18 protein-coding genes are annotated in these 24723 nt (G+C 70.9%); 11 read left to right on the top strand and 7 right to left on the bottom strand.

Annotation, left to right across the window (positions count from 1 at the left end; genetic code table 11):
* The 4 genes from ABZT49_RS28760 to ABZT49_RS28745 form a co-directional block, all read right to left on the bottom strand.
* On the bottom strand, positions 1–222 hold a 222-nt coding region (locus tag ABZT49_RS28760; RefSeq protein WP_355291236.1), incomplete at its 3' end, for a hypothetical protein.
* A gap of 322 nt (positions 223–544) precedes the next feature.
* A complete protein-coding gene (locus ABZT49_RS28755; protein WP_355291234.1) occupies positions 545–1432 on the bottom strand; it encodes a transglutaminase family protein in 888 nt (295 codons plus the stop codon).
* A gap of 13 nt (positions 1433–1445) precedes the next feature.
* Entirely contained in the window at positions 1446–3980 is a 2535-nt protein-coding gene (locus tag ABZT49_RS28750) for a circularly permuted type 2 ATP-grasp protein (RefSeq protein ID WP_355291232.1), read from the bottom strand.
* A 26-nt stretch (positions 3981–4006) separates the two neighbouring features.
* The gene (locus tag ABZT49_RS28745; RefSeq protein WP_355291230.1) at positions 4007–7258 is read right to left on the bottom strand and encodes a transglutaminase family protein; all 3252 of its coding nucleotides are present in this window, start codon (positions 7256–7258) and stop codon (positions 4007–4009) included.
* A 312-nt stretch (positions 7259–7570) separates the two neighbouring features.
* On the opposite strand from ABZT49_RS28745, the gene ABZT49_RS28740 reads away from it, so the two are divergent.
* The 3 genes from ABZT49_RS28740 (at position 7571) to ABZT49_RS28730 (ending at position 11980) form a co-directional block, all read left to right on the top strand.
* Positions 7571–8731: a putative zinc-binding peptidase gene (locus ABZT49_RS28740; RefSeq protein WP_355291228.1), complete on the top strand. Its 1161-nt coding sequence runs from the start codon at positions 7571–7573 to the stop codon at positions 8729–8731.
* A gap of 677 nt (positions 8732–9408) precedes the next feature.
* On the top strand, positions 9409–11142 hold the full coding sequence (ilvD, locus tag ABZT49_RS28735) for a dihydroxy-acid dehydratase (protein WP_355291227.1): 1734 nt from the start codon (positions 9409–9411) through the stop codon (positions 11140–11142).
* Entirely contained in the window at positions 11129–11980 is an 852-nt protein-coding gene (locus ABZT49_RS28730; RefSeq protein WP_407943591.1) for a tetratricopeptide repeat protein, read from the top strand. Before ilvD ends, ABZT49_RS28730 begins: the two co-directional genes overlap by 14 nt.
* Before the next feature lie 50 nt (positions 11981–12030).
* Here the strand turns inward: ABZT49_RS28730 and ABZT49_RS28725 are convergent, their stop codons facing one another.
* Positions 12031–12654, bottom strand: coding sequence for a glutathione S-transferase family protein (locus ABZT49_RS28725; RefSeq protein ID WP_355291225.1), 624 nt, complete (start codon positions 12652–12654; stop codon positions 12031–12033).
* Positions 12655–12797: 143 nt separating this feature from the next.
* Between ABZT49_RS28725 and ABZT49_RS28720 the strand changes: the two genes are divergently transcribed.
* Positions 12798–13109, top strand: coding sequence for a hypothetical protein (locus ABZT49_RS28720; protein WP_355291224.1), 312 nt, complete (start codon positions 12798–12800; stop codon positions 13107–13109).
* A 320-nt stretch (positions 13110–13429) separates the two neighbouring features.
* Here the strand turns inward: ABZT49_RS28720 and ABZT49_RS28715 are convergent, their stop codons facing one another.
* Both ABZT49_RS28715 and ABZT49_RS28710 read right to left on the bottom strand, forming a co-directional pair.
* A complete protein-coding gene (locus tag ABZT49_RS28715; RefSeq protein WP_355291222.1) occupies positions 13430–15115 on the bottom strand; it encodes a methyl-accepting chemotaxis protein in 1686 nt (561 codons plus the stop codon).
* A 182-nt stretch (positions 15116–15297) separates the two neighbouring features.
* A complete protein-coding gene (locus tag ABZT49_RS28710) occupies positions 15298–17664 on the bottom strand; it encodes an FAD-dependent monooxygenase (RefSeq protein ID WP_355291220.1) in 2367 nt (788 codons plus the stop codon).
* Between the two features lie 389 nt (positions 17665–18053).
* Between ABZT49_RS28710 and ABZT49_RS28705 the strand changes: the two genes are divergently transcribed.
* The 7 genes from ABZT49_RS28705 (at position 18054) to ABZT49_RS28675 (ending at position 24547) form a co-directional block, all read left to right on the top strand.
* Positions 18054–19241 carry an ABC transporter substrate-binding protein gene (locus ABZT49_RS28705; RefSeq protein ID WP_355291218.1) on the top strand — a complete coding sequence of 396 codons (1188 nt, stop codon included), beginning with the start codon at positions 18054–18056 and terminating at the stop codon, positions 19239–19241.
* Positions 19242–19449: 208 nt separating this feature from the next.
* On the top strand, positions 19450–20373 hold the full coding sequence (locus ABZT49_RS28700; RefSeq protein WP_355291216.1) for a branched-chain amino acid ABC transporter permease: 924 nt from the start codon (positions 19450–19452) through the stop codon (positions 20371–20373).
* Positions 20370–21359 (top strand): branched-chain amino acid ABC transporter permease, encoded by a 990-nt coding sequence (locus ABZT49_RS28695; RefSeq protein WP_355291214.1) that lies wholly within the window; start codon positions 20370–20372, stop codon positions 21357–21359. Before ABZT49_RS28700 ends, ABZT49_RS28695 begins: the two co-directional genes overlap by 4 nt.
* Complete coding sequence (locus tag ABZT49_RS28690) at positions 21356–22108, top strand: ABC transporter ATP-binding protein (RefSeq protein ID WP_355291212.1); 753 nt, start codon at positions 21356–21358, stop codon at positions 22106–22108. The genes ABZT49_RS28695 and ABZT49_RS28690 overlap by 4 nt, the downstream gene beginning before the upstream one ends.
* Positions 22108–22803 (top strand): ABC transporter ATP-binding protein, encoded by a 696-nt coding sequence (locus ABZT49_RS28685; RefSeq protein ID WP_355291210.1) that lies wholly within the window; start codon positions 22108–22110, stop codon positions 22801–22803. The genes ABZT49_RS28690 and ABZT49_RS28685 overlap by 1 nt, the downstream gene beginning before the upstream one ends.
* Positions 22804–22827: 24 nt before the next feature.
* Positions 22828–23286: a cupin domain-containing protein gene (locus ABZT49_RS28680; RefSeq protein WP_048442117.1), complete on the top strand. Its 459-nt coding sequence runs from the start codon at positions 22828–22830 to the stop codon at positions 23284–23286.
* Between the two features lie 4 nt (positions 23287–23290).
* Positions 23291–24547, top strand: a complete 1257-nt coding sequence (locus ABZT49_RS28675) for a flavin-dependent oxidoreductase (RefSeq protein WP_355291208.1) — start codon at positions 23291–23293, stop codon at positions 24545–24547.
* The last annotated feature ends 176 nt before the right edge of the window (positions 24548–24723 follow it).

Here is a 24723-nt window from a genome sequence, read left to right as displayed (position 1 = left end):
GTCCGGCAGCCCGAACAGCACCGGCGCCGCCGGCCAGCCGGGCATCAGCCAGGACAGCGGCAAGGGCGCCGGCCACAGCAGCCTCGGCACCGGCACCACGGGCGCGGCGGCCGTGCCGCCCGACGAGCGTGCCGGCGGCAGCGCGACGGGGGCGGGCGAGCCGGGGCGGGGTGCGCCGCGATAGGACTGGGTCTGCGTCTTCTTCAGCAGCGAGCCGATCACGTTAAATCCTGGGATCCCCATTCCAGGCGATATCGGTAAGGCCTGGTATCGCCCGTAACGGGCCGCGACTAATCTTGATACAGCAAGAACAATAAGATCGGGCAATCGATAATCATCAAGGCCCCGCTTCGTGATCGCGATGACGCAGGGATTGCCACCCGGCCACCCCGAAATCACCGGAGATTGATCCAGGTTGAGGACGGGGCTCCGAAACCGGCCCAGTGTTCCCTCGCCACGCCGGCCCTGTCCCGCCCTGAACGGCGGCACTCGGCTGGTGTCGCACCCGCGGGCCGGGACCTCCGTCTCCCCGAAGTCTAGCGCATCAGCCCGGCCCGCACTCCTCCTCCGGCACCACGTCCACCGCGACCCGCAGGCTCTGCGCGCCCGATCCGGCGATGATGCCGGCGACCGGCGCGACGTCGCCGTAGTCGCGGCCGCGGGCGACGACGATGTGATCGTCCTGCACGCCGATGCCGTTGGTGGGATCGAGGCCGATCCACCCCTCCCCGCACCAGACCGACACCCAGGCGTGGCTGGCATCGGCCCCCTCCAGCCGGGGCTGGCCCGGGGGCGGCAGGGTGCGCAGGTACCCGCTGACATAGGCCGCCGGCAGGCCGAGGCCCCTGAGAGCCGCGATCATGATGTGCGAGAAATCCTGGCACACGCCGCGGCGCCCGGCGAAGGACTGGCTGAGCGGCGTGCCGACCTCGGTGGCCTCCGCATCGAAGGCGAAGTCCGCCCGGATGCGGCGCATCAGGTCGAAGGCGCCCGCATAGGCGCCGCCGCCGGGGGGGAAGCTCGCCCGGGCGTAGTCGGTGATCTCGGGCAGGAGCGGCACCCGTCGGCTCGACGCCGCGAAGTGCAGGGCCGCGTCGGGACCGAGGCCGGGCCAGGTCAGCACCCGCTCCCGCACCTCCTCCCAGGCCGGTCCGGTCGCTGGGTCGGGCAGAGGCGGCCGCTCGACCCGGACGCGGGAGAGCGCGTCGATCCGGAACTCCCGGTGCGGCGTCTCGACGGTGAGGAAGACCGTACGGTTGCCGAAGAAGTCGGTGCGCTCGGTCGCGGCCGGCGGCGTGGGCTCGACCACCACCTCGTGCGACAGGAGCGCCTGCCCCTCCCCCGCCGCCGGCGCGAGGCGCAGGGTGCAGCGGGCGAAGCCCACCGGGTTGCGGTAGGCGTAGGCCGTCAGGTGGCGCAGGCGGTAGAGCATCGATGGAGGGGAATCACGCGAGGGTGGTGAGGTTCTCGGGCCGGGCAGCGTCCGACCCGCCCGGGAAGTAGCGGGCGCCGACCGCCTCGGCGATCCCCCACAGCCGCATCTCCCATTCCGCGACGGTGGCGAGCGGCAATGTCGCGGCCTCCGCCGCCGCGATCTCGCCCGAGAGTCCGGCAACGAGCCGCACCGGCAGCTCCGCCACCCCGTCCTGGCGTAGAGGAGGCAGGCCGGACAGGCGCTCGGCCAGGCGCTCGACCTGGAAGGCGAGGGAGCGCGGGTTGTAGGGGTCGAGCAGCACCATGTCGCGCACCGGCGCGAGCGCCACGCCGAGGATGTAGCGCGCCCCGTAGGAGATGCGGGAATCGACGAGGTCGAGCAGCACCCCGAGATCGTCGGTGCTCGCCCCCGCCGCCCCGAAATCGAGGGCGAAGCGGCAGGCATTGACCGCCCGCTCGACCCGCCGGCCCATGTCGACGAAGGTGAAGCCGCCGGCCCGGTTCATGTTCTCCTGGGCGAGACCGGCGAGCGCCGCGGTCAGCGACAGGGCGCGCTCGGCCCGGTCGAGGAGCGCCGCCTCCGAATCGGCGCCGTCCGGCGCCTCCAGCATCTCGCGCAGGGCCGACAGCGCCCGCCAGGTCTCGCCCGAGAGCCGCTCGCGCAACGACGCGGCGTTGCGCCGGGCCGAGAGAGCGTGGGAGAGGCCCGAGCCCCACTGCCCCCCGTCCGAGAGGGCGTGATGGGCGAGCGTCGCCGCCGGTCCCTCGGCCGAGGGCACGGCGCCCCAGGCGTGCAGCAGGGCGCGGATGCGGCCCGAGGTGGCGCGGTCCTCCGGCGCCATCGAGACGCTGCCGGCCCCGTCGAGGAGGCAGGCGGTGAGGCGGATCACCGCCTCGGCCCGCTCCAGGTGGCGGCCGAGCCAGAACAGGTTGTCGGCGGCCCGGCTCGGCAGGAGGCCGGGCACCCGGCGCACCGCCACCCGGTCGCTCGGGGGCAGCAGGCTCGCCTGGGCGGCGGTGGGGCCCGAGGACAGCACCCAGACGTCGGCGGCGCGGACCCCGGCGCCCATCGCCACCGGGCGCACGTCCGGCGTCTCGGAGATGCGGCAGAAGCCGCCGGGCATGACCTGCCAGCCCTCCGGGGTCGCCGCGGCGAAGACCCGGAGCACGAAGGGCCGGGGCACGAGCCGGGTGCCGTCCCAGACCGGGGCGGTGGAGAGGCGCACCGGCTCGTGGGCGACGAGGTCGCCGGGCCGGTCGCGCAGGACGGCGCGCAGGCGCGCGGTCTCGGCCGCGTCGCGCCCCTCGCCGAAGGCCCGGCTGGTGAACGCTCCTTGCGCCGGCGCCGCGGCCAGCCGGAAGGCGAGGGAATCGAACCGCTCCAGCACGGCCGCGCGCTGGTCAGGCTCGCCGCACCACCAGGTCGGCAGGCCGGGCAGGCGCAGGCGTTCGCCGAGCAGCCGCTCGCACAGGGCCGGCAGCGAGGCGGCGAGCCAGGCACTCTCGACAAGGCCGGTGCCCGGCATGTTGCCCATCGCCACGGCGCCGGACCGCAGGGCCTCGACGAGGCCGGGGGCCCCGAGGCGGGAGGCGGGATTGAGTTCGAGGGGATCGACGAAGTCGCCGTCGATGCGCCGCCACAGCACGTCGACCCGCTTGAGGCCCGCGACGGTACGGATGAACACCATCCCGTCGCGCACCAGGAGGTCATCGCCCTCGACGAGGGAGAAGCCGAGATAGCGGGCGAGCACCGCCTGCTCGACGTAGGTGTCGCTGTAGGGCCCCGAGGTCATCAGGCCGATGCGCGGCTCGGCCCGGGTCGCCGCCGCGGCGAGCCCGTCGCGAAACGCCTGGAAGAACGAGGCGACGCGCTCGACGTCGAGCGCACCGTAGACCTCCGGCAGGGCCCGGGCCATGACGAGGCGGTTCTCGAGGGCGTGGCCGGTACCCGAGGGCGCCTGGGTCCGGTCGGCGAGCACCCGCCAGGCGCCGTCCGGCCCGCGGGCGAGGTCGGCGGCGTAGAAATGCAGGTGGCGCCCGCCCGGGGGCGCGACGCCGACGAGGGGGCGCAGGAATTCCGGATCGCCCGCCGCGGCCGCCGCCGGCAGCAGGCCGGCCCGGGCGAGCGCCCCGTCGCCGTAGAGGTCGGTCAGCACCGCCTCCAGCAATTCGGCGCGCTGCGCCACACCGGTGGCGATCGCCTGCCACTCCGATCCCTCGATCAGGAGCGGCAGGGCGCCGATCGGCCAGTCGCGCTCGGTCGCCTCGCCATAGGCCCGGTAGGCGATGCCGGTCTCGTGGATGTGCCGCCCGGCCGCCGCGAGGCGGGCGGCGATCTCGCCGTCGGTGAGCCCGGCGAGGTGGCGCAGGAACCGGTCCCAGGCCGGGCGCAAGGATCCGTCCGGAGCGAGCAGCTCGTCGGGCAGGCCCGGCAGGGCGGCGTAGCCCGCGGTCCAGCGCGCCAGCCGCTCTTCCGGTCCGTCCTCTCGCGGCCCGTCGGGACGGGCCGGCGCCGGAACCCCCGCCTCCGCCAGCGCCTCGCTCATCGGAGCCTCGCTCACCGGGGCGTCACTCACCGGAGATGGGGCGAGCGTAGGTCGAGGGTCATGGGGAACTCGCGCTGCGTCTCCGCCGGCGGCACGCTGACCCGGCCCGGGGTGTGGCCGTTCTCCTGGAAGCGGGCGAGGCGACGGCCTTCCGCCTCGTAGGTGTTGATCGGGAAGGTCTCGTAGTTGCGCCCGCCCGGATGGGCGACGTGGTAGACGCATCCTCCCAGCGAGCGCCCGCTCCAGGTGTCGAGCACGTCGAAGGTGAGCGGCGCGTGGACCGGAATCGTCGGGTGCAGGGACGAGGCCGGCTGCCAGGCCTTGAAGCGCAGGCCCGCCACCGCCTCGCCGGCGCGGCCGGTATCGGCCATCGGCAGGCGCCGGCCGTTGCAGGTGACGACGTGCCGGCTCGGCACGTAGCCCGAGACCTTGACCTGCAGGCGCTCGACCGAGGAATCGACGTAGCGCACCGTGCCGCCGATGGCGCCCTCCTCGCCGAGCACGTGCCAGGGCTCGAGCGCCTGGCGCAGTTCCAGCTTCACCCCGCCGCGCTCGACCTCGCCGTAGCGCGGGAAGCGGAACTCGGCTTGCGCCTCGTACCAGGCCGGGTCGAAGGCGTAGCCGGCGCGGTTGAGGTCGCCCAGCACCGACTGGAAGTCCTCCCACAGGAAGTGGGGCAGCATGAAGCGATCGTGCAGGGCCGTGCCCCAGCGCACGAAACCGCCCTCCTGCGGCTCGCGCCACAGCCAGGCGACGAGGGCGCGCAGCAGCACCTGCTGGGCGAGGCTCATCCGCGCGTCGGGCGGCATCTCGAAGGAGCGGAACTCCAGGAGGCCGAGGCGGCCGGTCGGCCCGTCCGGCGAGTAGAGCTTGTCGATGCAGATCTCGGCCCGGTGGGTGTTGCCGGTGACGTCGGTCAGGATGTTGCGGAACAGCCGGTCGACGAGCCAGAGCGGCACCTCCGGCCCGTTCGGCGGCGGCACCTGGGCGAGCGCGATCTCGAGCTCGTAGAGCCCGTCGTGGCGTGCCTCGTCCATCCGCGGCGCCTGGCTCGTCGGGCCGACATAGAGGCCCGAGAACAGGTAGGACAGGGACGGGTGGCGCTGCCAGTACAGCACCATGCTCTTCAGGAGGTCGGGCCGGCGCAGGAACGGCGAATCGGCCGGGGTCGCGCCGCCGAGCACGACGTGGTTGCCGCCGCCGGTGCCGGTATGGCGCCCGTCGGTCATGAACTTCTGGGCGCCGAGCCGGGTCTGGCGGGCATCCTCGTAGAGACCGGTGGTGATCTCGACCGCCTCGCGCCAGGTCCGGGCCGGCTGCACGTTGACCTCGATCACGCCGGGATCGGGCGTGACCTTGATGACCGACAGGCGCGGATCGTAGGGCGGCTCGTAGCCCTCGACGTGGAGCGGCTGGCCGATCTCGGCGGCGGCCTCCTCCAGGACCGAGAGCAGGCCCAGGTACTCGTCCACCCGCTCGACCGGCGGCATGAACACGCACAGGACCCCGTCCCGCGGCTCGACCGCGAGCGCCGTGCGCACCGCGACGCCGACCGGCACGGGCTTGCGCGGCGCCGCGGTGGCGGCGCCGGGCTGGAGCGGCCCGCGCTGCTCGACCGGATCCTGCGGCACGTAATACGGGTATTCGCCCGGCGGCACGTAGGGCAGCGAGGCCAGCGGCAGGCGGAAGCCCGCCGGGGAATCGCCCGGCACCAGGTAGATCGCGCCGCGCTTGAGCTGCCACGGCTCCGAGACCCAGTGCCGGTCGGCGCCGATCGCCACGTTGGCGAGGGGCAGCACGAAGCCGACCGCGTTCTCGATTCCGCGGGTATAGACCCGCACCATCCGCCGCTGCGATTCCTCGTCACCGACCTTCGGGTCGAGGGGCGTGACGTTGACCGGCAGGTCGGCGACCTTGCGGTCCCAGTATTCCGGGTCCTCGAAGACCGGCTGGACGTAAGCTTCGAGGCCGAGCCGCCGGGCGAGGCCGTGGATCAGCGCCTCCGCCTCCTGGATGCCGGCATTCCGCGGCCCGGTCTCGGAGGCGATCAGGTCGGCGTCGCGCCAGACCGGCTCGCCGTCCTTGCGCCAATAGAGGCCGAAGGCCCAGCGCGGCAGGCTCTCGCCCGGATACCACTTGCCCTGGCCGTAATGCAGGAAGCCGCCGGGGCCGAAACGGTCGCGCAGGCGGCGGATCAGCTGGTCGGCGAGCCCCCTTTTCGTCGGCCCGACCGCGGCGGCGTTCCACTCGGGCGCCTCGAAATCGTCGATCGACACGAAGGTCGGCTCGCCGCCCATGGTCAGGCGCACGTCCGCGTCGGCGAGGTCGCGGTCGATCCGGTCGCCGAGCGCGTCGAGGGCGGCCCAGGCCTCGTCGGAGAAGGGCTTCGTCACCCGCGGTGCCTCGGCGACGCGGGTCACGGTCATGCCGAAGTCGAACGCGACCTCGGCCGGCTCGGCGAGGCCGGCGATCGGCGCCGCCGAGCGGTAATGCGGGGTCGCGGCAAGCGGGATGTGGCCCTCGCCGCAGAGCAGGCCCGAGGTAGCGTCGAGGCCGATCCAGCCGGCGCCCGGCACGTAGACCTCGGCCCAGGCGTGGAGGTCGGTGAAGTCGGTGCTCGTGCCGGCCGGCCCGTCGACGGCGGTGGTGTCGGGCACGAGTTGGAGCAGGTAGCCGGAGACGAAGCGGGCGGCCATCCCCAAGCGCCGCAGCACCTGCACCATCAGCCAGGCCGAGTCGCGGCACGAGCCGCTGGCCTTCTTGAGCGTCTCGGCCGGGGTCTGCACCCCCGGCTCCATCCTGACGACGTAGTTCACCGCGTCGCGCACCAGGGCGTTCAGCGCCACCAGGAACAGCACGGTATTCGGCTCTTCCGGCAGCCGCGCCATCAGGGCGTCGATCTCAGGTCCGCCCTCCTCCACCGCGAGGTAGGGGCCGAGCTCGGCCTTCAGCTCGTCCGGATAGGCGAAGGGCCGGGTCTGGGCGTAGTCCTCGACGAAGAAGTCGAACGGGTTGATCACCGACATGTCGGCGACGAGGTCGACCTCGATGCGGAACTGCGTCGTCTTCTCGGGGAAGACGAGGCGGGCGAGCCAGTTGCCGTTGGGGTCCTGCTGCCAGTTCACGAAGTGGTTGGCCGGCGTGACCTTGAGGGCGTAGCTCTCGATCCGCGAGCGCGTATGCGGCGCCGGCCGCAGGCGCACCACCTGCGGGCCGAGCGCGATCGGCCGGTCGTAGGTGTAGGACGTGACGTGGTGCAGGGCGGCCTTGATCGACACGGCGAGTCCGAACCTTCTGCTTGGTGAGATGAGGGGGTGCGCCCGCCGGCCCGTCCGTGCGCGTTCCGTGGAATCCAGCCTTGGCCTCATACACCTTGGCCGGGCCCGCGTCAGCCGCCGCGTCGCTCCACGGACGGCGTCCTTTGAACGGGCCTCGCGTCTCTCTGCGTCATCTCGAAGCCTGATCACGGGCGGCAGGGCGAAAAAATGAGGCAAGTCCCGTGCCGCCGGGAACGGAACCTCTGCCGGGCGAAGCTCCTTGGTGAGGCAGGCCCCGCCCGGGCGTTCCACGGGGCCTGTCCGGACGCCGCGATGAAGATCTTCCAGTGCCAGGCCTGCGCGCAGCCGGCCCATTTCGAGGCCGATTCCTGCGAGAGCTGCGAGTGTCGCCTCGGCTACGATCCCGAGATCGCCGACATGACCGCGATGCTGAAGGCTGGCTCGCGCTGGCGCGGGCTGGCCGATCCGCGCCGCAAGTACCGCGCCTGCGGCAACCGCGAATCGGGGGGCTGCAACTGGCTGGTGCCGGCGGGCTCGGGCGAGACCTACTGCGTCGCCTGCCGCCACAACCGGGTAGTGCCGGACCTGTCGATTCCCTGGAACCGGACCCGCTGGCGCGAGGTCGAGGCGGCCAAGCGCCGGCTGTTCTACGCCATGCTGCGCCTGCGGCTGCCGCTCGCGTCACGGCGCGACGACCCGGCCGGCCTCGCCTTCGACTTCCTGGTCGACCCGGCGGAATCCTACCTGATCGGCCCGCCGGTGCTCACCGGGCACGACAACGGCCTCATCACGCTGAACATCGCCGAGGCCGACGACGTCGAGCGCGAGCGCCGGCGCACGCAGTTCGGCGAGCATTACCGCACGCTTCTCGGGCACTTCCGCCACGAGATCGGGCATTATTTCTGGAACGTGCTGGTGCGGGCCGATCCCTGCCTCGACGGATTCCGCACCGTGTTCGGCGACGAGCGGGCCGATTACGGGGCCGCGCTCCAGCGCCACTACGCCCACGGCCCGGACGAGGGCTGGCAGGAGACCTACGTCTCGGCCTACGCCACCTCCCATCCCTGGGAGGACTTTGCCGAGACCTGGGCGCACTACATGCACATCGTCGACACGCTGGAGACCGCGAGCCAGTTCGGCGTGCGGGTGCAGCCGAAGCTCCAGGCCGGCCCGGCTCTGCACGCGCCGATCACGCTCGCGGCCAAGGTCGATTTCGATCCCTATCGCAGCCCCGATTTCGGCCGGCTGATCGAGGCCTGGCTGCCGCTCACCTTCGCGATGAACTCGCTCAACCGCAGCATGGGCCAGCCCGACCTCTACCCGTTCCGGATGACGCCGGCGACGATCGGCAAGCTCTCCTTCGTGCACGACCGCATCTACGCCCGCACCGACGTGACGGACACCGAGGCGGGCACCCTGCGGGCGGTGATCGCGGGCCTGCGCCACCGGGTGGCGGCGCCGCGCTCGGCGTGAGGGTGGGCAAGCCAGTTTTCGACCGACAACCCTGACACCCTCCATCGTCATCCCGGAGCTCGCCGAAGGCGAGAACCCGGGATCCATATCCGCTGCCGAAGAAGAATGAAGCGGATCGCGTTCCGCCTCGTCCTGAAACGTCGGCGGTTATGGATCCCGGGTTCCGCTGCACGGCCCCGGGATGACCCTGTTCGGTGGGATCGCTGCTGCAAAGTGACCTGCCGGAACGATGCGAAACATCACGCCCGCCCCGCCCGATCGCGCCACGCCGTCCCCCGGCGAGCCACATTCCCGCACGGCTCGCGCCTCACCCCGGGCACAAAGAACCGGCACTCTCCCACCCATGCCGACGACCGACCGCCTCGCATGTCAGACCTACACCGCAAGCTTAGCTGTGGCGGGGTCGCAACACCGCGAAAGCATCCCAGCTTTGCCCCAGACCGCCCCTCACGCCGCCGCGATCCCGCCATAAACCGGCGGCACCTCAACCGCCACGTTAAGCGACTGTCCCCACAGCGATTTATCGTGGTCATCCGGGTCCCCCCGGGGATCGCGGGCGACGCTGGCGGATGACCCCGTCAAACGGGTTCGTTTCACGGAGCCGTCCCAGGGCGGCGCAGGGAGCGGGACCGGGGAAAAACCGGCCATTCAAGAAACTACGGGTACGGGACAGGGCCATGGACGCGCGTCACACCACCGACAAATCGAAGCTGCCCAGCCGCTACGTGACCGAGGGTCCGGACCGTGCGCCGCACCGCTCGTACCTCTACGCCATGGGCCTCACCCGCGAGCAGATCCACCAGCCGCTGATCGGCGTGGCCTCGTGCTGGAACGAGGCGGCGCCGTGCAACATCTCGCTGATGCGCCAGGCCCAAGCGGTGAAGAAAGGCGTCGCCGCCGCCGGCGGCACCCCGCGCGAGTTCTGCACCATCACGGTCACCGACGGCATCGCCATGGGGCATCGCGGCATGCGCGCCTCGCTGCCGTCCCGCGAGGTGATCGCCGATTCGGTGGAACTCACCATGCGCGGCCACGCCTACGACGCGCTCGTGGGGCTCGCCGGCTGCGACAAGTCCCTGCCCGGCATGATGATGGCGATGGTGCGCCTCAACGTGCCCTCCGTCTTCATCTATGGCGGTTCGATCCTGCCCGGCACCTTCCGGGGCCAGCCGGTGACCATCCAGGACCTGTTCGAGGCGGTCGGCAAGCACTCGGTCGGCGCGATGAGCGACGACGACCTCGAGGAGCTGGAGCAGGTCGCCTGCCCGTCGGCCGGCGCCTGCGGCGCGCAGTTCACCGCCAACACCATGGCGACCGTCTCCGAGGCGATCGGCCTGGCGCTCCCCTACTCGGCCGGCGCCCCCGCCCCCTACGAGATCCGCGACCGGTTCTGCGCCACCGCCGGCGAGATGGTGATGGAGCTGCTCGCCAAGAACATCCGCCCGCGCGACATCGTCACCCGCAAGGCGCTCGAGAACGCCGCGACCGTGGTGGCGGCCTCCGGCGGCTCGACCAACGCAGCGCTCCACCTGCCGGCGATCGCGCATGAATGCGGCATCTCGTTCGACCTGTTCGACGTCGCCGAGATCTTCAAGCGCACCCCCTACATCGCCGACCTGAAGCCCGGCGGGCGCTACGTCGCCAAGGACCTGTTCGAGGTCGGCGGCATCCCACTCCTGATGAAGACGCTCCTCGACGGCGGCTACCTGCATGGCGACTGCATCACGGTCACCGGCCGCACCATCGCCGAGAACCTCGCCAAGGTGGCGTGGAACGCCAACCAGGACGTGGTGCGCCCCTCCAGCCAGCCGATCACCGCGACCGGCGGTGTGGTGGGCCTCAAGGGCAACCTCGCTCCCGAGGGCGCGATCGTGAAGGTCGCCGGCATGCCGCCGGAGAAGCAGACCTTCGCGGGTCCCGCCCGCGTCTTCGACAACGAGGAAGCCTGCTTCGAGGCGGTGAAGAACCGCACCTACAAGGAGGGCGAGGTCCTGGTGATCCGCTACGAGGGCCCGCAGGGCGGCCCCGGCATGCGCGAGATGCTGGCGACCACCGCCGCCCTCTACGGCCAGGGCATGGGCGACAAGGTCGCGCTCATCACCGACGGGCGCTTCTCCGGCGCCACCCGCGGCTTCTGCATCGGCCATGTCGGGCCCGAAGCCGCGGTGGGCGGCCCGATCGGCCTCCTGCAGGACGGCGACATGATCCGCATCGACGCGGTCCAGGGCACGCTCTCGGTCGACCTCACGGACGACGAGCTGGCGAAGCGGCGCGCGGCCTGGCAGCCGCGGGCCAACGATTCGACCTCGGGCTACCTGTGGAAGTACGCGCAGACCGTCGGCCCGGCGGTGACGGGCGCGGTGACGCATCCGGGCGGGGCCCAGGAGACGCTCTCCTATGCGGATATCTGAGGCCGGCCTGCCCCAGCGGGCGGGCCGCCGGTTCCTTCTCGCGCTCCTCGGCCTGACGATGGCCGGGGCGGGCCCCGCCGCGGCGCTCGACGCCGCGGTGCGGACCCCGGTGCCCGCGGCCGTGGGCTACCGCAACGCCCGCGAGGCGATGCGGACGGGCATGCGCGACTACAATGCCGGCGACAAGGAGGGCGCGGCGCGCGCCCTCGAATACGCCGCCGGCCAGGGCCACGCCCTGGCCCTGTGGAAGCTCGGCCGCATGTACGCGGAGGGCGACGGCGTCCCGCACGACGACCTCAAGGCGTTCGAGTTCTTCTCGAAGATCGCCGACGAGAACGCCGACGAGGGCCCGGAGGCGCCGAATGCCGGCGTGGTGGCGAGCGCCTTCACGGCGCTCGGCCGCTACTTCCTCGACGGGATCAAGGGCTCCTACGTCCGCGCGAATGTCGAGCGCGCCTACGACATGTTCAACTACGCGGCGACCTATTACGGCGACCCGAACGCGCAGTACAACCTCGCCCGGCTCTACCTCGACGGCACCGGGGTGAGCCAGGATCCGCGCCAGGCGGCGCGCTGGTTCAACCTCGCCGCCGAGAAGGGGCACCCGGCGGCGCAGGCGCTGCTCGGCCAGCTCCTGATCAACGGCCAGGGCGTCACGGTGCAGCGCGCCCGGGGCCTCGCCTGGCTGACGCTGGCCCGCGACGCCGCTGAGGGGCCGAAGGACCAGTGGATCGTCGCCCTGCAGGAGCAGGCGATGGCGGCGGCCAACGAGCGCGACCGGGCCGAGGCCCAGTCCCAGGTCGACGGCTTCTACCGCCGCAGCGCCAAAGGGCGCTGAGATGACGGGGCGCTGAGAGAGGGGACGGTCGCCCGCCCCCTCGTCCCGCCTCAGCCCTGCCGGGCCGCGATCGCCGTCTGGAACGACGGGCGCTCCAGGATGCCCGCGACATAGGAAGCGAGCCGCGGCCAGCGTCCGGCATCGACCGCCTCGCCGGCGAGATGCAGGTTGTGGAAGCCGGTCGCGACCGAGATGTCGGCGAGGCTGAACGCGCCGCCGACGAGGAACGGCCCGTCGATCACGCCCTCCAGATAGTCGAACGGCCGCGGCAATTCCTCGGTCATGCACTTGGCGACGACCGCCTCGTCGCAGGGCTGCTTCATGAGTTGCGGCCGCAGCACCCGCTGCACGAAGGGCTTGACCAGGAGCGGAAACAGCTCGGTATCGCCGAGCTCGTCGAACCAGATCGCCCGGCCGAGATCCTGCGCCGCCGCCGGCAGCATCGCCGGTTCCGGATGCTTGCGCTCCAGGTAATGGATGATCGCCGTCGAATCGGCGAGGCGGAACTCGTCGTCCTCCAGGGCCGGGATCTTGCCGAACGGGCTCGCCGCGCGAAAGCGCGGATCGGGATCGTGGAAGCGCAGCGGCACGTGCTTGGCCTCGATGCCCTTCTCGGCGAGGACGACGAGCACCTTGCGGACGAAAGGCGACAGGCTGGTGCCGTAGAGTTTCATGGGGCTCTCCCTGCGGCTGAGGACCGCCGGCGCGGTATCGCATCGAGACGGCCCTGTTGGCACCCCTCCCCCGCCTGGAAACCGCCGGCCCACCGGCCCATACTCCGGCGCGGCCGTTCCCGGCCCGGAGAGGCCGATCCGTCGTGGACGATACTTTCGAACTGCGCGAGCGCCTGTCGCGCGCCTGGCGGGCGGTGTTCGACAACGCCGTCGAGGCCGGCAGCCCGCCGGAGGCGGTGGCCGAGACGATGACGGCGGTGGCCCATGCGCGCTTCGCAGAGTTGTTCGGCACGGCCGCCGCGGCGAGCTACCTCGCGCTCCTCGCCGAGCAGATGCGCGACGTCGACCACGACGAGGCCGAGACCCTGATCCGCGGCGAGGCGCCCGGCCCGGCGCCCTTCGACGAGGAGATGACGGCGATGGACCCGGCCTGGATCGAGCGCGACCCGCCGTGAGACCGCGGTCTAGGGGGTGGCTCTCCTATCCCCACCCGTCGCTCCGGGGCCGCGAGATGGAACCCGGAATGAATTTTCGAAGCCTGTTCGATTGAAGCCGACAGAGTTGACACCCTGCATGTCATTCCGGGGCCGCGCAGCGGAGCCCGGAATCCAGAACCACGGATGGTTCAGGATCAAGCGGAGGATGTTCCGCTTTGTCCTGCGCAACCTGAGTCTCTGGATTCCGGGCTCCACTGCGCGGCCCCGGAATGACGCGGAGGGTGTTGACCCTGTGGAGCCCAATCAATCAGGCTCTCATTGATATCGATCGAACGGGCTCAGGCCGCCCGCACGGTATCGAGGAAGCGCGCGACCTCGGCCGAGAGATGCTCGGATTGGCGCGACAGCTCGGAGGCCGCGCCCAGCACCTGGCTCGCCGCCGCCCCGGTCTCCTCCGCCGCGCCCGCCACGCCGGCGATGTTGCCCGTCACCTCGCCGGTGCCGGCCGCCGCCTGGCTGACGTTGCGCACGATCTCCTGTGTCGCCGCGCCCTGCTCCTCCACCGCCGCCGCGATCGAGGTGGCCACGCTCGAAATCTCCTCGATCCGCGCCGTGATCTGCCCGATCGCCCCGGCCGCCTGACCCGTCGAGGCCTGGATCGCCGCGATCTGGCTCGTGATCTCCTCGGTGGCTCGTGCCGTCTGGCCGGCCAGCTCCTTCACCTCTGCCGCCACCACCGCGAAGCCGCGGCCGGCCGGTCCGGCCCGCGCGGCCTCGATGGTGGCGTTGAGCGCCAAGAGGTTGGTCTGGGCGGCGATCGACGAGATCAGCCCGACGACGTCGCCGATGCGGGAAGTGGCCTCGGTCAGCGCGCGGACTTGGTGAGCGGTCCGGCCGGCCTCGGCGACGGCGGCCTGGGCCAGCCGCGCCGAGCCGTCGACCTGGCGGCCGATCTCCTGGACCGAGGCCCCGAGCTCTTCCGCCGCCGCCGCCACGGTGCCGACATTCGACGAGGCTTCCTCGGCGGCGGCCGCGACGGCGGTGGACTGGGCCGCGGTCTGCGTCGCAGTGGCGGTCATGGTCTGGGCGGTGGCCTGGAGCTCGGTCGCGGAGGCCGAGACTTGGCCGACGATGCCGCCGACGGCGTGCTCGAAGGCGTCCGCCATCTGGCGCATGCCGGCGCGGCGCTGCTCCTCGGCCGAGGCGCGGGCGAGGGCCGTCTCCTCCTCCAGCGCGCGGGCGCGGATCAGCCCGTCCTTGAACACCTGCACGGCCGCCGACATGGCACCGATCTCGTCGCGCCGGGCCGCGCCCGGAATCGCCGCCGCGACGTCGCCGGCCGCCAGCCGGCCCATCGCGGCGGTCATGCGGGCGATCGGGCGGGCGATGCCGAGGAGGCTGAAGATCACCGCGCCGATCGCCGCCGCGAAGGCGAGCGCGGTCATGACCGCCGCCGCCAGGATGCCGCCCTCGGCGCTGGCGCTGCTATGCTCGGCGCTCGCCAGGGCGGCGCCGGCATTCATCGCCACGATCGCCTTCAGGGCGCCGGTCGCCTCGGCGTTGGTGCCGCTCATCTGAGCGCTGGTCAGGGTCGCGAGCGCCGTAGCCTGGTCGCCGGCCGCCATCGCGCCGGTCACCATCTTCTGGCCCTCGAGGTAGTCGCTCCACCGGGCGACGAAGCGCGCGAAGGTCGCCCGCTCCTCCGGCCCGGAGATCAGCGGCTCGTACTTGGCCTGGAGGTCGATCAGCGCCTTGCGGCTGTCGGTCAGGGCCTGCTCGTTGCGGTCGTAGGCGGCATCGTCGGTCGAGGTCACCACGAAGCGGTAGAGGTTGATCCGGTAACCTTGCGTCTCGGCGTAGATCTGGTTGATCAGGTTCGAAGCCGGGATCCGGGTCCGGGCGATGTCGACCACGTCGTCCCGCAGCGTCACCAGCCGCAAGATGCCGTTGCCGCCTTGCGCCACGCTGAACAGCATCAGCGTCATGATCGTCCCGATCAGGACGTGCTTGATTGACAACTTCATCCCGCGACTGCCCGGCATCCGATGGTCACGCCTCGGGAATCGAGGCGTGACCATGCATACGAGCGGCTTCGTTAGTCCTTACTTAAGAAAAAAGTCATTGGCGCACGAAGCGTCAGATCATGGCGAGAATCGTCATCGCCGCCGATCGACTGTGCAGGCGATGCACAGCACTTGAGCGTTCTTTATTCCGCAGCGGCCTGGCCGGCCTGGTGCGGCCGCGGCCGGGCCTTGCGCCGCAGGGCGATCTCCTGCTCGCGCGCTTTCGGCAACTCGCGATGGGCCTGGTCGCGGCCCGGGAGGTAGGGCTTCGGCCAGGACTGGGTGCGGGCGTCGTACCAGGCGGCGGCCTGGCGGCAGAAATTCGGGTTCCACAGGTGCGGCCGGCCGAGCGCCACGATGTCGGCCCGGCGGGTGTGCAGGATGGTGTTGACCTGGCCGGCTTCCGTGATCGCGCCGACCGCCATTACCGCCATCGGCGCGCGATTGTGCCCGCGGTTGCGGATCGCGTCGGCGAACTGGACCTGGAACATCCGGCCGTAGACCGGGCTCTGGTCGGCGACGGTCTGACCGGCCGAGACGTCGACGAGGTCGCACCCCGCCTCGTGCAGGGCCTCGGCCACCGCCACCGTGTCGGCCTCGGTCATCCCGCCCTCGGCCCAGTCGGTGGCGGAGATGCGCACCGACATCGGGCGCTCCGCCGGCCAGACGGCCCGCATGGCGGAGAAAACCTCGAGGGGGAAGCGCAGGCGGTTCTCGATCGACCCGCCATAGGCGTCGGTGCGGGTGTTGGTGAGCGGCGAGAGGAACGAGGCCATCAGGTAGCCGTGGGCGCAATGCAGTTCCAGCATGTCGAAGCCCGCCCGCGCCGCCCGCGCGGCGGCTCGCACGAACTCGTCGCGCACCCGGTCCATCCCGGCCCGGTCGAGCGCGTCCGGCACCTGGCTCACGCGATCGAGATAAGGGATCGGGGAAGCCGAGACGATCGGCCAGTTGCCCTCGGGCAGCGGCCGGTCCATCCGCTCCCAGCCGACCTGCGTCGAGCCTTTGCGACCGGCATGTCCCAGCTGCATCACGATCTTCGTGTCGGTGTGCGCGTGGACGAAGTCGACGATGCGGGTCCACTGTGCCTCGTGCGCGTCGGTCCAGAGCCCCGGGCAGCCCGGGGTGATGCGGGCGTCGGCCGACGGGCAGGTCATCTCGGTGAAGAGCAGGCCGGGGCCGCCGAGCGCGTGCGAGGTGTAGTGCACGAAGTGCCAGTCGGTGAGGTTGCCGCCCTCGTCCGCCGAGTACTGCGCCATCGGCGCCATCGCGACCCGGTTCGGGATCCGCATCGCCCGCAAAGAGAGCCCCGTGAACATCGGCGTCGGCCGGCTCGTCCGGTAATCCTCGCCGGTCTCGGCGTGGAGGCGGGCGTAGAACGCGTCGTCCACCGCCCGCACGTAATCGGGATCGCGCACGACCAGGTTGTCGTAGGTGATGGACTTGGCCCGGCACATCACCACCATCGAGAACTGCTCCGCCTCCATGTCCCAGGAGCGGTACATGTGCTCGAACCAGGCGAGCGAGACGTCGGCATTGTGCTGCACCACCTGGCAGGGGGTGCGCCGCGCCCGGTCATAGGCGGCGAAGGCCGCCTGCACGTCCTCCCCCGCGTGCGTCACCAGCGCGTCGGAGAGCGCGATGGCGCATTCCATCGCGAGCTTGGTGCCCGAGCCGATCGAGAAATGCGCCGAGGCCTTGGCGTCGCCCAAGAGCACGATGTTGTCGTGCGACCAGCTCTGGCAGAAGATCCGCGGGAAGCGGCGCCAAGTCGAGCGGTTGAGGAGCAGGCCGTGGCCCTGCAATTCCTCGGCGTAGAGGTTTTCGAGGATCCGGCGCGAGCCCTCCTCGTCGGTCTCGATGAAGCCGTGGCCCTGCCAGCAGGCCTCATCCATCTCAAACACCCAGGTCGAGCGGCCGGGCTCGTACTGGTAGGTATGGGCGCAGACGATGCCGTGCGGCGTCTCGCGAAAGAAGTAGTTGAACTCGTCCATCGGCCGGGTCGAGCCCATCCAGCAGAAGCGGTTGGACTTGATCTCGACCTCCGGCTGGAACGCCTCGCGGAAGTGATCGCGGATGCGCGAGTTGATGCCGTCGCAAGCGACGATCACGTCGGAATCGGGGAAGCGGGCTTTGAGCTGGTCCGGCGGGATGCTCACGCCGAAATGCAGTTCCACCCCCTCCTCGCGGCAGCGCTCCTGGAGGATCTGGAGCAGGCGCATCCGGCTCACCCCGGCAAAGCCGTTGCCGCCGCAGCGCATCACCCGTCCGTCCTTATGGATCGCGACGTCGTCCCAGTACGAGAAGGCGTCGCGGATGCGGGCGAAGGAGCGGGAATCGCGCGATAGGAACTCGTGCAGGGTCTCGTCGGAGAACACCACGCCGAAGCCGAACGTGTCGTCGGCCTGGTTCTGCTCGTAGACCTCGACCTGCCAGCCGGGCCGGCGCTTCTTGGTGAGGAGCGCGCAGTAGAGCCCGCCGGGTCCGCCGCCGATCACCGTGACGCGCATGGAGGCCTCCTGTTCGTGACGGCGGGCGCGCCGGCCGAGAAACTTTAACCTTGAAATATCGCGGCGCAAGAGGGGGTATGGTGGATCGCGGGACGGCCCGGCCGGTTTCCGGTCCCCGCTCCTGCCGCACCACGACGATGCTGCAATGCACCAAGCAAAAAGGTTTGTTTTTCAGCATTCTGCACGCTGCACTGCACAGTGATGCAGCAGGGCGAAAAAGTCGCCAGACACGGTTGCCAGGCGATATTTCATGCGTAAAGTATTCCTCGTGAGGCGGGCCGGGATCCGACGAAAGAGCGCCGCTCTCGTCCCACGCGCCGACTCGACTTCGGCCGCATCACGCCGGACAAGTGCCGTCGATGCTCTCGACAGACCAGGGGACACACGGGATGACGCCGATCCGGAACGCCGCCAGCCGCCTCGCGACCGCCCTGATGGGCGCCACGCTGCTGGCCGGCCCCGCGGCCGCGCAAGGGGCCGAGAAGGTCCGGGTCGGGCTGATGTTCACGCTGTCCGGCCCCTCGGCGGTGCTCGGCGAGCAGGGCCGCGACGGCTTCCTGCTGGCCCTCGACAGCTTAGGCAAGAAGCTCGGCGGCCTGGAGACCGAGGTGGTGACGGTCGACGACGAGCTCAAACCCGATGTGGCCACCAACAAGGCGCGGGAGCTGGTCAAGCGCGACCGGGTCGATTTCGTGGTCGGGCCGACCTTCTCCAACGTGCTGCGTGCGGTGGTGCGCCCGGTGACCGAGGGCGGCGCCTTCCTGATCTCGCCCAATGCCGGCACCTCGAACTATGCCGGGGCGGAGTGCAACCCGAACCTGTTCGTCTCCTCCTACCAGAACGACCAGGTCCACGAAGTGCTGGGCAAGTACGCCCAGAACAAGGGCTACAAGCGCCTCGTCCTGCTGGCGCCGAACTACCAGGCCGGCAAGGATTCGCTCGCCGGCTTCAAGCATTCCTACAAGGGCGAGGTGGCGAACGAGATGTTCACGCCGCTCGGCCAGCTCGATTTCTCGGCCGAGCTCGCGCAGATCTCGGCGGCGCAGCCCGATGCGGTGTTCGCCTTCATGCCCGGCGGCATGGGCGTCAACCTGGTGCGGCAGTACCGCCAGGCGGGCCTGAGCACCATCCCGTTCCTCTCTGCCTTCACGGTCGACGAGAGCACCCTGCCGGCCCAGAAGGACGCGGCTCTCGGCTACTTCGGCGGCGCCAACTGGGCGCCGGACCTCGACAACCCGCAATCGAAGGCCTTCGTGGCCGCCTACGAGAAGAAGTACGGCAGCGTGCCGGGCACCTACGCCATGCAGGCCTACGACGCCGCCCTGATGATCGACGCCGCGATCAAGCGTGCCAAGGGCGACCTAAAGGACAAGGACACCTTGCGCGCCGGTCTCAAGGCCGCCGAGTTCCAGTCCCTGCGCGGCAACTTCAAGATCGGCAACAACCACTACCCGATCCAGGATTTCTACCTCGTCAAGGCAGCCAAGCGCCCGGACGGCAAGTACGAGACCCAGATCGCCGAGAAGATCTTTTCGAACTATCAGGACAATTACGCAGCCGAGTGCAAGATGAAGTAGGATTTGGTCGTAGAGCTCTTCGTCATTCCGGGGCCGCGAAAGCGGAGCCCGGAATCCAGAACCGCGGAGGTCGCCGGATGAAGCGGAGCCGTTCCACCCTTTCCTGCATCACCTGCGGTTCTGGATCCCGGGCTCCGCTGCGCGGCCCCGGGATGACGCGGAGGGTGGCAAAGGCCGAGGGGCAAACCCCGCGCGATCGGGTCGTGTGATGCTCAACCTGTTCCTGATCCAGGCGCTGAACGGCGTCCAGCTCGGCATCCTGCTCTTTCTGGTTGCGGCGGGGCTGACCTTGATCTTCGGGGTGATGGATCTCATCAACCTCGCCCACGGCGCGCTCTACATGATCGGCGCCTATCTCGCCGCGACCTTCACCGCCGCCACCGGCAACTTCGGCCTCGGCCTGCTGCTCGCCCTGCCCGCGGCTCTCGTCTTCGGGCTGGCCCTCGAATTCCTGGTTGTGCGCCACCTCTACGGGCGCGACCATCTCGACCAGGTGCTCGCCACCTTCGGGCTGATCCTGATCCTCAACGAGGGCGTGCGCATCGTCTGGGGCGCCGCCCCAATGAGCGTGCCGGTGCCGGACGTCCTGTCGGGCTCGGTCCGGCTCGTCGGGACCCTGCATTACCCGCTCTACCGGGTCGCGATCATCGCCGCCGGCCTCGCGACGGCCCTCGGGCTCCACCTCCTCGTCAACCACACGCGGCTCGGCATGCGGCTTCGCGCCGGGGCCAGCAACGGGCCGATGGTGGCGGCGCTCGGAATCGACATCCGGCGGCTGTTCCTGGTCGTGTTCGGGCTCGGCGCGATGCTGGCGGGCTTTGCCGGCGCGATGGTGGCGCCGATCCTCTCGGTCGATCCCGGCATGGGTGATTCGGTGCTGATCCTCACCTTCGTGGTCATCGTCATCGGCGGCGTCGGCTCGGTGCGGGGCGCCTTCGTCGCCGGCCTCCTCGTCGGCCTCGCCGACCAGCTCGGGCGCACCTTCGGGCCGATCCTGCTGCGCAGCGTGATGGATGCGTCATCCGCCTCGCAGACCGGGCGAACGCTCGCCCCGATGCTGATCTACATCCTGATGGCCGCCGTGCTGTTCTTCCGGCCCTCCGGCCTGTTCCCGGCGCGGGGCTCCCGATGACGACGCTCGTCGCCCGCGCCACCGCCGAACCGCCCCGGCGCCGAGCGGCCCTGCCCGGTACCGCCCTCGCCGGGCTGGTCCTGGCCGCGCTCGCCGCCCTCCCGGTTGCGGCGGAGGCCGCGGGCCTGCCCTTCCTGGTCGTCACCGCGACCCGGATGATGATTTTTGGGCTCGCCGCCCTCTCCCTCGACCTCGTCCTCGGCTACGGCGCCATGGTGTCGTTCGGGCACGCCGCCTTCATCGGGCTCGGGGCCTACGCGGTCGGCATCCTGGACGCCCACGGCATCCGCGACCTCGCGATCCAGGCGCCGGTGGCCGCACTCGTCTGCGCCCTCTTCGCCCTCGTCACCGGGGCGATCTCGCTCCGCACCCGCGGCGTCTACTTCATCATGATCACGCTGGCCTTCGGGCAGATGGCGTATTTCTTCATGGTCTCGCTCGCGGCTTACGGTGGCGACGACGGGCTCCCCCTGTCGGGCCGCTCGACCCTGTTCGGGATGCGGCTGATCGCGGGCGATCCGGCCCTGTTCTACTGCGTGCTGGCGGTGCTGACTGTCGCTCTCCTGGCCTTGCGCCGCGTCGTCGCCTCGCGCTTCGGCCGGGTCCTGCGCGGCAGCCGCGACAACGCGGTGCGGATGCAGGCGATCGGCTTCTCCCCCCTACCCTACCGGCTCACCGCCTACGTCATCGCCGGCGCCATCGCGGGCCTCGCCGGGGTGCTGCTGGCGAACCAGGCCGAGTTCGTCTCGCCGGCCTACATGAGCTGGCAGCGCTCGGGCGAGCTGATCGTCATGGTGGTGCTCGGCGGCATGGGCACGCTGATCGGGCCGGTCGCCGGAGCCGCGGCGCTGATCGCGCTGGAGGAGGTGCTGGCGCATTACTCCGACCATTGGCGCCTCGGCCTCGGGCTGATGCTGGTCGCGGTGGTGCTCCTCTCCCGCGGCGGCCTCGCGGGCCTCGCCGCGAAGCTCGGGAGGCGCGCGTGACCCCGCTCCTCTCCGTGCGGAACCTCCGCAAGTCCTACGGGGCGCTCAAGGTCACCGACGACGTCAGCCTCGACGTGGCGTCGGGCGAGTTGCACGCCATCATCGGCCCGAACGGCGCCGGCAAGACCACGCTGATCCACCAGCTCTCCGGCAGCCTCGCGAGCGATTCCGGCAGCGTGTACCTCGCCGGCGAGGACGTCACCGCCCTACCGATGGTCGCCCGGGTGCGCCGGGGCCTCGCCCGCTCGTTCCAGATCACCTCGATCCTCGACGGGTTCTCGGTCTTGGAGAACGTCGCCCTCGCGGTTCAGGCCCGGTCCGGGTCGAGCTTCCGGTTCTTCCGCCCGGCGGCGACCGAGACGGCGCTCAACGCGGACGCGATGGACGCGCTCGGCCGCGTTGGCCTCGCCGACCGGGCCGGGCGGCGGGCCGGCAGCCTGTCGCACGGCGAGAAGCGCCAGCTCGAACTGGCGGTGGCCCTCGCCACGGGCGCCCGCCTGCTTCTCCTCGACGAGCCGCTCGCCGGCACCGGCCCGGAGGAATCGGCGATCCTGGTCGGGCTGATGCGCGAGTTGAAATCCACCCACACCATTGTGCTGATCGAGCACGACATGGAGGCGGTGTTCGCGCTGGCCGACCGGATGAGCGTGCTCGTCTACGGCCGGGTGATCGCCAGCGGCCTGCCCTCGGTGGTCCGGTCCGATCCGGCGGTGCGCGCCGCCTATCTCGGCGAGGAGGAGGCGGCCTGATGCTGACGGTCGAAGGCCTGGAGAGCGCCTACGGCGATTCCCGCATCCTGTTCGGAATCGACCTGTCGGTGGGCAAGGGCGAGGTGGTGACCCTGCTCGGCCGCAACGGCATGGGCAAGACCACCACCGTGAAGTCGATCTTCGGCCTCCTGAAGCCCCGGGCCGGCCGCATCCTGATCGACGGCGAGGACATGGCCGGGCGCCCGTCCCACCTCGTCGCCCGGCGGGGCCTCGGCCTGGTGCCGGAGGGGCGCCAGGTGTTTCCGACCCTCTCGGTCGAGGAAAATTTGGTCGCGACGCATCGCGGCGGGCGCGGCGCCAAGTGGAGCCTGGACGCGGTCTACCGCCTGTTCCCGCGCCTGAAGGAGCGGCGGCGCAACGGCGGCGACCAGCTCTCGGGCGGCGAGCAGCAGATGCTGGCGATCGGCCGGGCGCTCATGACCAACCCGCGCCTCGTCGTCCTCGACGAGGCGACGGAGGGGCTGGCGCCGCTGATCCGCGAGGAGATCTGGGCCTGCCTGCGGGCGATCAAGGACGAGGGCGAGGCGATCCTGGTGATCGACAAGAACGTCGACGCGCTCGCCCGCTTCGCCGACCGGCACGTGGTGATCGAGAAGGGCCGCGTGGTCTGGACCGGCACCAGCGCCGCGCTCCGGCAGGCGCCGGAGGTGAAGGACCGGTTCCTTCATGTGTGAAACATCTGTTGAAGGAGTGACCGCATGACCCCCATGACCGCAGGCATCACCCGCGCCGGTGAAGGCATCGAGGGCGTCCGCTGGAACATCCTCGGCCAGATCTACGTGCCGAAGCAGCTCTCCGAGAGCTCGCTGTCCTGGCACGCCACCTTCCCGCCCGGCACCTTCGTGCCGCCGCACATCCACCCGACGCAGGACGAGTTCCTGTACATCCTGCAGGGCAGGCTCACGGCCGTGCTCGACGGGCAGGAGAGCGTGGCCGAGCCCGGCGACACGATCCGGCTGCCGCGGGGCCAGCCGCACGGCCTGTTCAACCGCTCCGACGCGGACGTGAAGTGCTTCTTCTGGGTCTCGCCGGCGCGCCGGCTCTACGACCTGTTCTGGGCTCTGCACAATCTCGGGCCGCAGGCGAACCCCGCCGACGTAGTGGCAATCTCGGCCAAGCACGAGGTCGACTTCCTGCCGCCGCCGGACGCGGAGTGAGGCGATGCGCGTCCTCATCGTCGGCGCCGGGATCGGCGGGCTCGCCACCGCCCTGATGCTCCACCGGCGCGGCATCCGCGCCACGATCGTCGAGCAGGCCTCGGAGGTCCGTGAGGTCGGCGTCGGCATCAACACCCTGCCGCACGCGATCCGCGAGCTCGCCGAGCTCGACCTGCTGCCGGCCCTCGACCGGGTGGCGATCCGGACAAAGGAGCTCGCTTATTTCAACCGTCAGGGCCAGGAGGTCTGGCGCGAGCCGCGGGGGATCGAGGCCGGCCACCCGGTGCCGCAATTCTCGATCCACCGCGGGCGGCTGCAAGCCGTGCTCTACGACGCGGTGCGCGAGCGCCTGGGCCCCGATGCGGTAAAGACCGGCCTGTCCCTCGCCGGCTTCCTCCAGGACGAGGGCGCAGTCACGGCCCACTTCACCGACTCGCTCCGGGGCGATGCCGGCCGCACGATCCGGGCCGACATCTTGATCGCCTGCGACGGCATCCACTCGGTGGTGCGAAAAAAATTCTTCCCCGACGAGGGCCCGCCGCGCTGGGACGGGGTGCTGATGTGGCGCGGCGCCACCGAGTGGAGCCCGTGGGGCGACGGCCGCACCATGGCGATCGGCGGCGGGATGGGCGCCAAATGCGTGCTCTACCCGATCGCCGAGGCCGGGGGCGGGCGCCAGCTCATGAACTGGGTGGTGTTCGTGAAGATGGCGGACGGCAAGGTGTCGCCGCCGCCGAAGGAGAGCTGGTCGCGCCCCGCCCACCGCTCGCAGGTGCTGCCCTACGCGAAGCGCTTCGCCCTGCCGGATTTCGACCTCGCGGCCCTGGTCGAGGCGACGCCGCAGATCTTCGAATACCCGATGTGCGACCGCGATCCGCTGCCGCGCTGGACCCATGGCCGGGTGACGCTGCTCGGCGACGCCGCCCACCCGATGTACCCGGTCGGCTCGAACGGCGCCTCGCAGGCGATCCTCGACGCCCGGGCGCTCGGCGACGCGCTGGCGGGCGCCGAGCACCCGATGCAGGCGCTCCATTCTTATGAGGCCGAGCGCCGGCCGAAGACCGCCGAGATCGTGCTGCTGAACCGCAAGGGCGGGCCGGAGCGGGTGATCGACGAGGTCGAGAAGCGGGCCCCGGCGGGGTTTTCCCGGATCGAGGACGTGCTGAGCCACACCGAGCGCCAGGCGATCGTCGGGGGCTATGCCGGCAAGGCGGGGTTCGCGGTGGCGGGGAAGGTGAGTTCGCTCAGGGTGGCGGTGTGAGGCACCCCGCGCCGTGAGCATTCTCCTCTCCCCGCGAGCGGGGAAAGGAAAAGGCGCGGCTTTTATCCCTCCCCCCTCTGCGGGCTACGGCCTTAACGGATTTGATTCGTGCGTACCAAAGGTTGAAATCAAGCCTCAAAACCACGCCTCTGCGGGTACTGATTTCAACCTTAGAT

It is taken from the genome of Methylobacterium sp. EM32, assembly GCF_040593685.1.
Lineage (GTDB): Bacteria > Pseudomonadota > Alphaproteobacteria > Rhizobiales > Beijerinckiaceae > Methylobacterium.
The sequence above is the reverse complement of the archived record's forward strand: the minus strand, read 5'-3'. Positions and strand labels throughout refer to the sequence as shown.

Bases quoted from the DNA above. Each gene is read 5' to 3' on its own strand.
- ABZT49_RS28725 (WP_355291225.1), bottom strand. From the start codon at position 12,654: ATGAAACTCTACGGCACCAGCCTGTCGCCTTTCGTCCGCAAGGTGCTC.
- ABZT49_RS28750 (WP_355291232.1), bottom strand. From the start codon at position 3,980: ATGAGCGAGGCGCTGGCGGAGGCGGGGGTTCCGGCGCCGGCCCGTCCC.
- ABZT49_RS28755 (WP_355291234.1), bottom strand. From the start codon at position 1,432: ATGCTCTACCGCCTGCGCCACCTGACGGCCTACGCCTACCGCAACCCG.
- ABZT49_RS28730 (WP_407943591.1), top strand. From the start codon at position 11,129: ATGCGGATATCTGAGGCCGGCCTGCCCCAGCGGGCGGGCCGCCGGTTC.
- ABZT49_RS28675 (WP_355291208.1), top strand. From the start codon at position 23,291: ATGCGCGTCCTCATCGTCGGCGCCGGGATCGGCGGGCTCGCCACCGCC.
- ABZT49_RS28680 (WP_048442117.1), top strand. From the start codon at position 22,828: ATGACCCCCATGACCGCAGGCATCACCCGCGCCGGTGAAGGCATCGAG.
- ABZT49_RS28705 (WP_355291218.1), top strand. From the start codon at position 18,054: ATGACGCCGATCCGGAACGCCGCCAGCCGCCTCGCGACCGCCCTGATG.
- ABZT49_RS28685 (WP_355291210.1), top strand. From the start codon at position 22,108: ATGCTGACGGTCGAAGGCCTGGAGAGCGCCTACGGCGATTCCCGCATC.
- ABZT49_RS28700 (WP_355291216.1), top strand. From the start codon at position 19,450: ATGCTCAACCTGTTCCTGATCCAGGCGCTGAACGGCGTCCAGCTCGGC.
- ABZT49_RS28740 (WP_355291228.1), top strand. From the start codon at position 7,571: ATGAAGATCTTCCAGTGCCAGGCCTGCGCGCAGCCGGCCCATTTCGAG.
- ABZT49_RS28715 (WP_355291222.1), bottom strand. From the start codon at position 15,115: ATGAAGTTGTCAATCAAGCACGTCCTGATCGGGACGATCATGACGCTG.
- ilvD (WP_355291227.1), top strand. From the start codon at position 9,409: ATGGACGCGCGTCACACCACCGACAAATCGAAGCTGCCCAGCCGCTAC.
- ABZT49_RS28695 (WP_355291214.1), top strand. From the start codon at position 20,370: ATGACGACGCTCGTCGCCCGCGCCACCGCCGAACCGCCCCGGCGCCGA.
- ABZT49_RS28710 (WP_355291220.1), bottom strand. From the start codon at position 17,664: ATGCGCGTCACGGTGATCGGCGGCGGACCCGGCGGGCTCTACTGCGCG.